Annotated in this window: 12 protein-coding genes and 1 tRNA gene; 11 read left to right on the forward strand and 2 right to left on the reverse strand. The window is 59.5% G+C overall.

What is annotated here, in order from left to right; translation table 11 throughout:
- The 10 genes from Q0Z69_RS15395 to Q0Z69_RS15440 form a co-directional block, all read left to right on the forward strand.
- Positions 1 to 326 (forward strand): energy-coupling factor transporter transmembrane protein EcfT (locus Q0Z69_RS15395; protein ID WP_298035286.1); only part of this gene is annotated, 326 nt, incomplete at its 5' end.
- A gap of 12 nt (positions 327 to 338) precedes the next feature.
- The gene (locus Q0Z69_RS15400) at positions 339 to 1,262 is read left to right on the forward strand and encodes a hypothetical protein (RefSeq protein WP_298035287.1); all 924 of its coding nucleotides are present in this window, start codon (positions 339 to 341) and stop codon (positions 1,260 to 1,262) included.
- 96 nt (positions 1,263 to 1,358) lie between these two features.
- Positions 1,359 to 2,198, forward strand: coding sequence for a hypothetical protein (locus tag Q0Z69_RS15405; protein ID WP_298035288.1), 840 nt, complete (start codon positions 1,359 to 1,361; stop codon positions 2,196 to 2,198).
- Between the two features lie 14 nt (positions 2,199 to 2,212).
- Positions 2,213 to 2,968: a tRNA pseudouridine(38-40) synthase TruA gene (gene truA / locus Q0Z69_RS15410; protein WP_298035289.1), complete on the forward strand. Its 756-nt coding sequence runs from the start codon at positions 2,213 to 2,215 to the stop codon at positions 2,966 to 2,968.
- Complete coding sequence (locus tag Q0Z69_RS15415; protein WP_298035290.1) at positions 2,961 to 4,157, forward strand: DUF5711 family protein; 1,197 nt, start codon at positions 2,961 to 2,963, stop codon at positions 4,155 to 4,157. Before truA ends, Q0Z69_RS15415 begins: the two co-directional genes overlap by 8 nt.
- Positions 4,158 to 4,214: 57 nt before the next feature.
- On the forward strand, positions 4,215 to 4,910 hold the full coding sequence (locus Q0Z69_RS15420) for a CvpA family protein (RefSeq protein ID WP_298035291.1): 696 nt from the start codon (positions 4,215 to 4,217) through the stop codon (positions 4,908 to 4,910).
- A gap of 37 nt (positions 4,911 to 4,947) precedes the next feature.
- A complete protein-coding gene (locus Q0Z69_RS15425; RefSeq protein WP_298035292.1) occupies positions 4,948 to 7,257 on the forward strand; it encodes an ATP-dependent Clp protease ATP-binding subunit in 2,310 nt (769 codons plus the stop codon).
- A gap of 50 nt (positions 7,258 to 7,307) precedes the next feature.
- Complete coding sequence (locus tag Q0Z69_RS15430; protein WP_298035293.1) at positions 7,308 to 7,514, forward strand: hypothetical protein; 207 nt, start codon at positions 7,308 to 7,310, stop codon at positions 7,512 to 7,514.
- Positions 7,515 to 7,572: 58 nt separating this feature from the next.
- The gene (locus tag Q0Z69_RS15435; protein WP_298035294.1) at positions 7,573 to 8,394 is read left to right on the forward strand and encodes a 4Fe-4S binding protein; all 822 of its coding nucleotides are present in this window, start codon (positions 7,573 to 7,575) and stop codon (positions 8,392 to 8,394) included.
- Positions 8,391 to 9,701 carry a triacylglycerol lipase gene (locus Q0Z69_RS15440; protein ID WP_298035295.1) on the forward strand — a complete coding sequence of 437 codons (1,311 nt, stop codon included), beginning with the start codon at positions 8,391 to 8,393 and terminating at the stop codon, positions 9,699 to 9,701. The genes Q0Z69_RS15435 and Q0Z69_RS15440 overlap by 4 nt, the downstream gene beginning before the upstream one ends.
- A 67-nt stretch (positions 9,702 to 9,768) precedes the next feature.
- On the opposite strand, the gene Q0Z69_RS15445 is transcribed toward Q0Z69_RS15440, so the two are convergent.
- Positions 9,769 to 10,845 carry a D-alanyl-D-alanine carboxypeptidase family protein gene (locus Q0Z69_RS15445; protein WP_298035296.1) on the reverse strand — a complete coding sequence of 359 codons (1,077 nt, stop codon included), beginning with the start codon at positions 10,843 to 10,845 and terminating at the stop codon, positions 9,769 to 9,771.
- A gap of 184 nt (positions 10,846 to 11,029) precedes the next feature.
- On the opposite strand from Q0Z69_RS15445, the gene Q0Z69_RS15450 reads away from it, so the two are divergent.
- Positions 11,030 to 11,335 carry a hypothetical protein gene (locus Q0Z69_RS15450; protein WP_298035297.1) on the forward strand — a complete coding sequence of 102 codons (306 nt, stop codon included), beginning with the start codon at positions 11,030 to 11,032 and terminating at the stop codon, positions 11,333 to 11,335.
- Positions 11,336 to 11,436: 101 nt separating this feature from the next.
- On the opposite strand, the gene Q0Z69_RS15455 is transcribed toward Q0Z69_RS15450, so the two are convergent.
- Positions 11,437 to 11,512 (reverse strand) — tRNA-Ala (locus Q0Z69_RS15455).
- Positions 11,513 to 11,706 lie beyond the last annotated feature (194 nt).

An 11,706-nucleotide genomic window follows, 5' to 3' on the forward strand; every position in this document is an offset into this window, starting at 1 on the left:
TGTCCATCGCCCTGCGGTTCATCCCGACCCTGATCGAGGAGACGGACAAGATCATGTCCGCCCAGAAGGCCCGGGGCGCGGACTTTGAGAGTGGGAACCTGATCCAGAAGGCCAAGGCCCTGATCCCCATCCTGGTGCCGCTGTTCATCAGTGCCTTCCGGCGGGCAGACGAGCTGGCCACCGCCATGGAGTGCCGCTGCTATCACGGCGGCGAGGGGCGGACGAAGCTGCACGTGCTGCAATATGCCCGGCGGGACTATGTGGCGCTGGCGCTTGGAATGTTGATATTGGCCCTGGTCATTTCGCTGCGGGCCTTTGGACTGTGAGGAGAACGGAAGATGGATGGAAAGCAAAATTGGATGAAAACGGCAATCCTGGTTCTCTGTGCGGCTCTGCTGGCCGTGAACCTCTGGCAGGGAAAACGGCTCTCGGAACTGGAGCGGGCTGTCTGGAGCGCCCAAAACAGCGTCATGGACGATATCAGGAATATGCGTTCCAGCCTGTCCTCCCGGTTGGGAGACTTGGAGAGGACGGACCGCTTGGTCCAGGATTGGGATTATACTACCTCTGTGGACGTGGAGAAGCGCTGTCTTCTGATAGACGTTTCGATGATGATAAAGGAGTGGCGGGAGGATACCGAGGCCGAGCTGTGCTGGACGAATCTGAACAGCGATGGCGAAGGGAGCGTTCTATTGGCAGGAGACGGGACCGGGACCTTTACAGGGGTCCTGGAGCTTCCTGCGGCAGAGCCTTCTGATGGGATCAGCCTGGATGTGCTGATCCAAAATGACGGGACCCGTTACCGGGAGAAATTGGGCGGCTGGGGAGATCTCTCCATGCTGCTGCCCTTGCAGACCAAAGGCGGCAGCTGGGGCGGCCCCGAATACCGGGATGGAAAGACGGCAAGCGATTTCAGCATCGACCTGGAGAATACCTGCGGGACAAAAATCGTCGAGCCGCGTTTCCGCGTTTACTTAAACGGCGAACTGGCTCAGGAGGTGCCAGCGGAGCTGCGGGAAGATATCTGCGCCGACAGCGGCGTTATGGTTTGCTATGCGCCCGCGCTGCCTGACCGGACCTGGAGCATGGCCTGTGAGACTGGCGATCAGATCAGGATCACGTTTTGCTGCCAGGACGGCTTTGGACTCGGATATGAGTTCCCCTTCATGGAGTGGACAATAGAAGGGGCGACGCCGGATAATCAGGCCGGCAGCGGCGCCACGTCTGGATCCGGCATCCTATCGTTGACTTGGCCGGAATAAGGAGTTAGGAATTTACAGGCGCCCTATATTTTGACCTTTCGGAGCTGTTGATCGTGGACACCGTACCTGCGTGAGTGGAAGAGAGGAGCGTTCGACATGAAAAAGAATTGGATGCAGGGCTTGTCCCTGGCGCTGAGTGTTGTACTGCTGATCGCCGCGATCGTGCAGGGGAATGCACTGAGCGGCCTGCGGACGGAGCTGGCGGAGAGCCGTCAGGAGGCTGATGCACTGGAAGAACGCTTGGCGGAGACGGAGGCATTGCTGGAAACGGCACAGGCCGTTCTGGATGAGCCGAATCCCTCGATTCATTTTTCAAACGCGTCGCTGAACACACGGGACCGAATGCTGACCGTGGACGTCCGTCTGGAGCTCCCGAACATAGAGGCGTATAGTGTGAATATCGGTCTCTGCCACGTGGGGGAGCCTTACGGGAGGGCTTGGAATGTATTTTATCTGAATCGCCAGGAGGACGGCAGCTATGCCAATACGGTCACGTTCTGTTTGGATCTGGACGAGGGGATCGAGATGCGCCTGGAGGATAATACGGTGCTGTACAGCAGCGGCACCATGAAAACGTTGCTGCCGGTCCAGCTGCAATACGGCGGCGGGTCCTGGCATTATAGCTTCTCGCTTCAGCAGTTCTCCCTGCTGGACTGTATCCCGACACTGACGGACCTGCAGGGCCAGGAGGTACGGGTTACGGACGGTGTGTGTCGGCTGTACCGGAATGGGAAACTGGTCGCGGAGAACCGGGAGGAGGATCCCATCTTTTCGGTCCCCTGTGCCCCCGGCGACCACATGCGGATCAACTATGCCTGTACGGACGCATTTGGCCTGCGCTACGAATTTCCTATGAAGGAGTGGGTCGCCCAGCGGTGGGATGATGCGGTCACATACCCGATGTCCACCAGTCCCACGGTCATTTGGCCTGAGTAAGGAGTTTATCCACTATGCGCAACATCGCCTTGAAACTGATGTACAACGGTACCGCCTATCACGGCTGGCAGGTGCAGAAAAACGCCGTCACCGTCTGCGAGACGCTGCAAAAAGCCCTGGAGAAGATCACCGGCGTGCCGGTGCATCTCACCGGCTGCGGCCGGACCGACGCCGGCGTCCACGCGGAGCGGTATATCGCCAACTTTCGCACGGAGAGCCGTATCCCTGTGGACCGCCTGCCCTTTGCTGTCAATACCCACACGCCGGAGGACATCGCGGTGGAGCGGGCCTTTGAGGTGGGAGAGGACTTCAACGCCATCGGCTCCTGCCTGAAAAAGGAGTATACCTACCGCATCTATAACTCCCGGTTCAAGAATCCATTTTATGTGGATCGAGCTTATTTCTATCCCAAACGCCTGGACGAGGACTTTTTGAACCGGGCGGCCCACCAGTTCGTGGGTACCCACGATTTCCGGGCGGTCCGCAGCGTGGGGACGGAGACCAAGTCCACCGTCCGCACCATCTATTACTGCGATGTGGCCCGAAACGGCGACCTGTTGGAGCTGAAGGTCTGTGCCAACGGCTTTTTGTACAACATGGTGCGGGCCATCACCGGCACAGTGCTGTACGCGGCGGAGGGCAAGTTCCGGCCGGAGGATATCCCCGCCATCCTGGAGAGCGGTGACCGGACCCTGGCAGGTCCCACGGTGCCGCCGGGAGGGCTGTACCTGACAAGACTTTGGTATGAGGATGAACGACTGAATGGCTGAGAGAACACACGACATCTGGAATGACGACGACGGCGAGGAGCGGCCCCGGAAGCGGCGGAAAGCCCGGGGCTTCCTGGTGTTTTTCCTGACGCTGGCAGCTGTGCTGGCGGTGGTGCTGCTGGCGGCCTACCGGGACGGCACCGGCTTTGACGTGCTGCGCCGCTATTTCAATTATGGCAGCGTGGAGCACGCCAGCGGCGATATTCTGTATGAGTACGATACTGCCGCTCAAAACCGATTCGCGGTGCTGGGAGACGCCCTGGTGGTGCTGTCTGAGACCAGCCTGCAGGTGCTGGATCAAGACGGCGGCCAGATCTGGTCCACCAATGTCAGCATGGAAAATCCCGCCCTGACCCAGGGCGGCGGCCGGGCCGCGGCCTATGATATCGGCGGCGGGAGCCTGTATGTGGTGGATGAGAAGGGCCTGGTGGCGGCGCTGACCGCCGGTGAGGAGGAGCCGTTCATTGCGGCGGCGCTGAACAGCAAGGGCTGGCTGGCGGTGACGGCGGAGAAGCGGAACTTCAAGGGGACGGTACGGGTCTATGACCGGGAGATCGACCAGGTGATCGCGGAGTTCGACTCCTCCAGCCGCTTTGTGGTGGACGCCTGTGTGACAGACGACTGCGAGACCCTGGCGGCAGTGACGCTGGGCCAGGAGAACAGCGTGTTTGTCAGCAATGTGGTGCTGTATGACCTGACCCAGGCGGGGGAGGTGGAGCCGGCGGCGGATTACGACGTCTCCGACGGCCTGGTGGCCTGGATCGGTCAGCAGGACGGAAAACTGGTGACGGTGGCCGACACCTGCCTGACCTTTGCCGACGGCGCAGGGGAGATCACGGCCTCCTACCAGTATAACGGCGCCTATCTGCGGGACTACGACCTGTCGGGCGACGGCTTTGCCGTGCTGCTGCTGAACCGTTACCGCTCCGGCAGTGTGGGCCGCCTGGTGACCGTGGATCCCCAGGGGGCGGAGCTGGGCAGCCTGGACGTGAATGAGGAGGTCCTCAGCATATCCGCCGCAGGGCGGTATATCGCGGTGCTGTACACAGACCGGGTCGTGGTATATAATCAGGACATGCAGGCGTATGCTTCCCTGAAGGGGATCGGCTCCGCCAAGGAGGTCCTGGTGCGGGCGGACGGATCGGCGCTGCTGCTGTCCTCTGGGTCCGCGGGGCTGTTTTTACCATAAGCGGCAGAAATTTGCCGGGAGTTCACAAAACGTTTACACACGGAAAGGTAGGCAACTTTGACAACACCTGTTATAATAGATGCAATTGTGGTCATCCTGCTGGTGGCGGCCGCCATATACGGCGCCAGACGGGGCTTGCTGCGGGCACTGGCGGGGCTGGTGATCGCAGTGGTGGCTCTGGTGGGAGCGGGGATGATCGCTTCGGCCTTCTCCGGTCCGGCGGCCAAGCTGGTGGCTCCTGCCGTCAGCCAGCGGATCGCCCGGCAGGTGGACGACGTTTTGACCGTTCAGACGGAGCAGGCCCCGGGACCGGAGGAGAGCGGAGACTCCCAAGTGGAGGAACTGCTGGCTCTGCTGGGCCTGGACGAGGCCGTAAGGGATTCCCTGGCGGAGCGGGCGAAGGAGAGCATCCGGGATACCGGCGCCTCCATTGCCGCCGCGGTAGTGGAGAGCATTGCGCAGTCCATCATTTACGGCGCTCTGTACATCCTGTCCTTTCTGGCGCTCCTGGCGCTGCTTCATGTGCTGGCGAAGGCCATGGACCTGCTGTTCAAGCTGCCGGGGCTTCACGGATTGAACGTGCTGGGCGGTGGTCTGCTGGGATTGATCCAGGGGGCGCTGCTGCTGTTTCTGGCGGTCTGGGCGGCCCGGAAGCTGGGGGTGTCCTTTGCGGAGCCGCCCTGGACGGAGGCCCACATTTTCCGTTTATTCACGACGTATACGCCGCTGAGCGTGCTGTCGTTTCTTCAATAGCGCGGCGGAGGCCGTTTGAGTTTCTGGAGGTTATACGATGCAGCCTACACTTTGTTCAAGATGTAAAAAGAATGTGGCCGTGGTGTTCATTTCCAAAATGGACGGCGAACGGACCATCAACGAGGGCCTGTGCCTGAAGTGCGCTAAGGACCTGGGGCTTCCGCAGGTGGATGACATGATGAAGCGCATGGGCATCTCCGACGAGGACCTGGACACGCTCAACAGCGAGATGATGCAGGCCATGAACGGCGTGGAGAATATCGAGGATCTGCCCGGCGGCGGGGAGGACGAGGATGAGGAGGACGGCAAGACCGCCACCTTCCCCTTCCTGAACCGCCTGTTCTCCGGCGGAGAAGGTCCCAAGAGCGAACAACCCGCCGACGAGGGGGGCCAGCGGGAACGCCGGGAGAAGAAAGAGCCCAAAAACGGCAAGCGGAAGTATCTGGAAAACTACTGCATCTCCCTGACCCAGAAGGCCAAGGATGGCAAGCTGGACCCGGTCATCGGCCGGACAGAGGAGATCGAGCGGGTCATCCAGATCCTCAACCGCCGGCAGAAGAACAACCCCTGCCTCATCGGTGAGCCGGGCGTGGGCAAGACCGCCATTGCCGAGGGATTGGCCCAGCGGATCGTGAACGGGCAGGTGCCCTTCAAGCTGCGGGAAAAGGAGGTCTATTTGCTGGATCTGACCGCTCTGGTGGCGGGGACCCAATTCCGGGGCCAGTTCGAGAGCCGGATGAAGGGCCTGATCGACGAGGTGAAGCGGCTGGGCAACATCGTGCTGATGATCGACGAGGTCCACAGCATCGTGGGCGCCGGCGACGCCGAGGGCAGCATGAACGCTGCCAATATCCTGAAGCCCGCCCTCAGCCGGGGCGAGATCCAGGTCATCGGCGCCACTACCTTCAACGAGTACCGCAAGTCCATCGAGAAGGACACAGCTCTGGAGCGCCGCTTCCAGCCGGTGACGGTCAACGAGCCTTCCATCGAGGACTCTATCCAGATCCTGAAGGGCCTGGCCCCCAACTATGAGAAGTTCCACGGCGTGAAGATCTCCGACGGCATCATCCGACAGGCGGTGGTGCTCAGCGAGCGGTATATCACCGACCGTTTTCTGCCGGACAAGGCCATCGACCTCATCGACGAGGCCTGCTCCGATCTGAATCTGAAGGACCCGGATATCTCCCGGCGGATGCAGATCCAGCGGGAGCTGGACGATTACGAAAAAGAGCGGACGATGCTGGAGGAGAAGGAGGAAAAGGCGGAGGACGACTACGCCCGCATGGCGGAGCTGAAGAGCCGGGAGCTGCAGCTCCACACGGAACAGGATACTCTGACGGAAAAGGGCGATCCGCAGCTTTCCATGGAGAATCTGGCCCATGTGATCGAGCTGTGGACCAAGATTCCCGCTTCCAAGATCCGGGAGCAGGAGTTCCAGCGGCTCAGCCAGCTGGAGGACCGCCTGAAGCGGCACATCATCGGCCAGGATGAAGCCATCAGCGCCGTGTCCGCCGCCGTGCGCCGGAACCGGGTCGGCATCAGTCCCAAGCACAAGCCTGTCAGCTTTATTTTCGTCGGACCCACCGGCGTGGGCAAGACCGAGCTGGTGAAGCAGCTTGCCACCGATATGTTCAATACCCCGGAGGCCCTGATCCGGCTGGATATGTCTGAATTTATGGAAAAGCACTCCGTCTCCCGCATCGTCGGCTCCCCGCCGGGCTATGTGGGCTATGACGAAGCGGGCCAGCTGACGGAGAAGATCCGCCGCAAACCTTACGCGGTCATCCTGTTCGACGAGATCGAAAAGGCCCATCCCGACGTGCTGAACGTGCTGCTTCAGATCCTGGATGACGGCGAGATCACCGACGCTCATGGCCGGAAGGTGAACTTTGAGAATACCATTATCGTCATGACCTCCAACGCCGGCAGCGCCACCAAGGAGGGGACCGTGGGCTTTGGCCGCACCCAGCAGGAGCAGGACGCCGACCGGGCCATGAAGGCCCTTCAGCAGTTCCTGCGGCCGGAGTTCATCAACCGGGTCGATGCGGTCATCACCTTCAACCGTCTCACGGAGAAGCACTTCCAGAGCATCGCCCGCATCATGCTGGACGAACTGGCGGCCTCCCTGAAGGAGAAGGGCATCACCTTTACCTATGACGACGCCCTGACGGCCCATCTGACCCATCAGTCATATTCCCGTACCTATGGCGCCCGGAACCTGCGGCGGACCATCCAGAAGGAGCTGGAGGACGCTTTGGCGTCCCGGATCATTGACAGCTATGAAAACCCCATCACGCAGGTGCGCGCCACGGTGGAGGAGGGGGCCATCAAGCTGTATACGCTTTGAGAAAAAACCAGAGAGTACAGGCTCTCTCCACTCTGAAATGAGGGATCACGATGATGTTCCGAAAAATGGACCCCCGATGCGCATACTGCCAGCATGGGCAGCAGATCAATGAACGGGACGTGGCCTGCGTAAAGCGGGGTATCGTTCCAGTGGAGCACCACTGCCGGAGCTTCAAATATGATCCGCTGAAACGGGTCCCGCCCCGTCCGGCAGTGCTGGACACTGACAAGCTGAAGGAATCGGATTTTTCCTTGTAAAACATTACGGCAGGCGTTAGCAAGGTGCGGAAGCTTGCCCCAACAGGAGGGAAATTTCATGCAGTTGTGCAAGGTCTGGGCGGTATATTACAGTGCCACCGGCACTACGGACAAGATGGTGAATACCATCGCGGATGTGTTGGCTGCCGAGCTGAACCTGCCCGTGGGACGCTTGGGCTTTACCAGCTTGGCAGAGCGTAAAAAGGAATATTGCTTTACAGAGAAAGACCTGGTAGTGGTCGGCTCACCCACCTATGCCGGGAAGCTGCCCAACAAGATATTGCCGGATTTCCGGGAAAAGCTGCGGGGCGGCGGCGCCCTGGCGGTGCCGGTGGTGATGTTCGGCAATCGCAGTTTTGACAATTCCCTGGCGGAGCTTTCTGCGGTTTTGGAGGCCGGCGGCTTTCATACTGTGGCAGCCGGCGCTTTTGTGGGCCGTCATGCGTTTACAGATGAGCTGGCCTATGGCCGCCCTGGATGGAGCGACCTGTTTGAAGCCAAAAACTTTGCCAAACAAATATCTGACAAGGTGAAACGCTTGTCAGATATCCCCGCGCCAGTGAAGGTCCCTGGCGACTCCGACGCGCCCTACTACATACCAAAGGGGGTGGACGGTCAGCCTGTGAACTTCCTGAAGGTCAAACCCAAGACGGATCTGTCCAAGTGCACCAACTGCGGCGCCTGCGCCCGGCTGTGCCCCATGGGGGCCATCGACCCGAAAAACGTGGTCAGCGTCCCCGGTACCTGCATCAAGTGCCAGCGGTGCGTCCGCAAATGCACCAAGGGGGCAAAGTACTTCGACGACCCAGCGTTTCTTTCCCATGTAGCCATGCTGGAGGCTAACTTCCAGGAGCCGAAGGAGAACGAGGTGTTCTTATGAGGCGGCCGGTCCTCGCGTTTTTGATGACGGTGGTCGCCAACGGGTTTCTTCTGGGCAGCACCTTTGGCCCTGTGAGCTGGCTGTTGAGTCTGGTGCTGTTGGGGGAGTTTATTTACTTCAATCTGCGGCCCATCGAAAAAGGCTCAGCGCCCACCGGACGTATCTGGAATTTGAGCAGCGGCTGTGAGCTGCTGCGTCTGTTCCTGATCTCATGCACAGCCACGGTCATGGCGCATGTACTGATGTTCTCTGCGCTGACACCGGTGGAAGTCCTTCTCAGCATCCTCTGGGCGATAGTCGTGGAGGCCATCCTCTTCTGGAACGGCATGATAAGAGTTTACATAACTTCTGTGCAGCTCGGCCTCAAGCACCGTGTTTTGGCGGCCCTGTGCGGCTGGATACCATTCCTCAACATCTGGTACTTAACGAAGATCATCCGCATCACCTCCGACGAGGCGGAGTTCGAGACGGAGAAGTGGGAGCTGGACGCAGTCCGGGCGGAGAACGAGGTCTGCAAGACCAAATATCCGCTGCTGATGGTCCACGGCGTGTTCTTTCGGGACTATCGTTATGTCAACTACTGGGGCCGCATCCCCAGGGAGCTGATCCGCAACGGCGCTACGGTCTATTATGGCCAGCAGCAGTCCGCCGCGTCGGTGGAGGACAGCGGAAAGGAGCTGGCCGCCCGCATCCGGCAGATCGTGGAGGAGACCGGCTGCGGGAAGGTGAACATCATCGCCCACTCCAAGGGCGGCCTGGACAGCCGCGCAGCTATTGCCCACGCCGGGTGCGCCCCTTATGTGGCCACTTTGACCACCATCAACACGCCCCACCGGGGCTGCATTTTTGCGGAGTACTTGCTGGGCAAGGTGCCGGAGACCACCCGGCAGAGGATCGCCGCCGCCTATAACGGCACTATGAGACGAGTGGGGGATGAGGAGCCTGACTTTCTGGCGGCGGTGACGGATCTGACAGAGAGCGCATGTCTTTCCCGAAATGAGACGACCCCGGACGATCCCGGCGTCCTCTATGAAAGCGTCATGTCCTACTGCCGGAAGGCGCGGCACGGAAAATTTCCGCTGAACATGACCTATCCCATTGTGAAGCATTTCGACGGCCTCAACGATGGCTTGGTATCTGTGAGTTCTGCCAAGTGGGGGGAGCGTTTCACGCTGCTGGAACCGTCTGGCAGGCGGGGCATCTCTCATGGCGATGTGGTGGATCTGAATCGGGAGAACATTCAGGGCTTTGATGTGCGGGAATTCTACGTCAGCCTGGCAGCCAGTCTGAAACAGCGAGGATACTAAGGGTCTAATTCCAGATAGGCTCTAAAAAAACCGTTCCCTATCAGGGAACGGTTTTTCTTTGCACTTTTTATCCGCAATACGTCTTATACAGTGCCACGTGGTCAAAAATGGCCTGCCAGGAGCTGCCGGCGTCGCCGGTGACGCAGATGTAGCGGTCTCCGCCGCTGTTCTCGCCCCAGCTGGCGGCGCAGGAGCCGGACTGGACCACATAGCCGGTCTTAGCGCCCACCGCCCGGACGGCTTGGTCCTGGTCATGGTCCTCGATCCGCCGCAGGAACCAGTTGGAGAGGGTCTGCCCTTCGGGCCATTCCTCCATAGGTGCGGTCTGATAGGTGTGGGCGGACAGGACTTCCCGGCACAGGTCGTTGTCCATGGCGGCCTTCAGGATCATGGCCATGTCATACACGGTGCAATGGTGCTCCGCATCATAAATCCCCACACAGTTGGTAAAGTGGGCGGTGGCTGACAGGCCCAGCTCCTCCGCTTTCTGGTTCATCAACTCCACAAACGCCTCATGAGAGCCGGACACATAACTGGCCAGGGCCAGGGAAGCGTCGGCTCCGGAGGGGAGGATGGTGCCGTACAGCAGCTCTCGCACTGTGGGCGTTTCACCGATCTTGTATCCCACAACGCTGCAGTCATTGACAAAGCAGTAATCGGTGATCTCAATGGGGATGGTGACGGTGTCCTCCAGGCTTTTCAGGTTTTCCGCCGCTACCAGCAGCGTCATGATCTTGGTCATGGAGGCGGGGCTGATAACGGTATCGGCTCCCTTTTCCGCCAGAATGGCGTCAGTCTGTAGGTCGATGACCACCGCATAGGAGCTGTAAAGGTCCTCACCTAGCTGGATAGTCCCAGCGGTCCGGGCGGCAGCGTAGGGGGCCTCCGGCTCCGCCGGCTGGTCGGGTACCGCGGCGGCGGGAAGAGATTCCGGAGGCGGATCTTCCGTACCCTTTGGCTCCGCCTTGCAGCCCCGTACTAAAAGCGCGGATAAAAGGATCAAAAGCACAGCCGCCAGGGGGAGAAGCTGCAATAGCCGCCTGCGGCGCAGAGCCTGCTGCTTCCGCCGTCTAGCCGCTGCCCGCTGCGCACGGCGCGCGGCCCGTTCCTCTTCGCTGATGATGGGTGTGTATTGCTCGTCCATGGATAGCTCCTTGTTTGAAACGACATTTTTCTTATTATACCAGAAAGACCCAGGGATTTCACCACAAATTTTTCCTTGGGCGAAAATTCCTGTTTCTTTGCCGGCACTTTCTCGCAGATCACTGTCAAACCAAGGTGTTTCCGCATAGCTTGAAAGTGAAATCGGATTTGAAGGAGATGGCAGCATGGCTCAAGTGACAAATTTTTTCGTGGGCGCCAACAGTGGTGACGGCTTCCAAAATCTGTTTCCGGAGATGGTGGACCTGGAAGATACATATGACCTCATGGTGCTGAAGGGAGGCCCCGGTGTGGGCAAGAATACCTTCATGCGGGAGATCGGCCGCGCCATGGAGCAGGCAGGAACGGCGGTGGAGTATCTGTGGTGCTCCGGCGATCCGGATTCTCTGGACGGCGTGGTGCTGCCGGAGCTTCGCTGCGCCGTGGTGGACGGCACCAGTCCCCATGGCACAGCACCATTAGGACACCTTTGAGAAAAGTATGTTGATTGGTGTTTGCGTGGACATGCCGGTCTGCCTTTGCTTTTCAAAAAAATAAAAGCCCGTTTTGACTCTCATCAAAACGAGCTTTCCGATGGTGGAGATAAGCGGGATCGAACCGCTGACCTCTTGACTGCCAGTCAAGCGCTCTCCCAGCTGAGCTATACCCCCGTGTTTGCCGGAACAGTTGGTATTATAGCAGGACAGTCCCGCCTTGTCAACAAGAAAGTACGAAAAAAACCAAATTTCGCCCTTGTCAAGACTAAATGCGAAAAAATGCGAAAAAAATTTTTCAGTGGGCCAGCAGGGCCATGACCTGCTCCCGGAATAGGTACTCGGAGCAGTAAAAACCGAACATTCTGCGG

It is taken from the genome of uncultured Dysosmobacter sp., from assembly GCF_947631165.1.
Taxonomy (GTDB): Bacteria; Bacillota; Clostridia; order Oscillospirales; family Oscillospiraceae; genus Oscillibacter.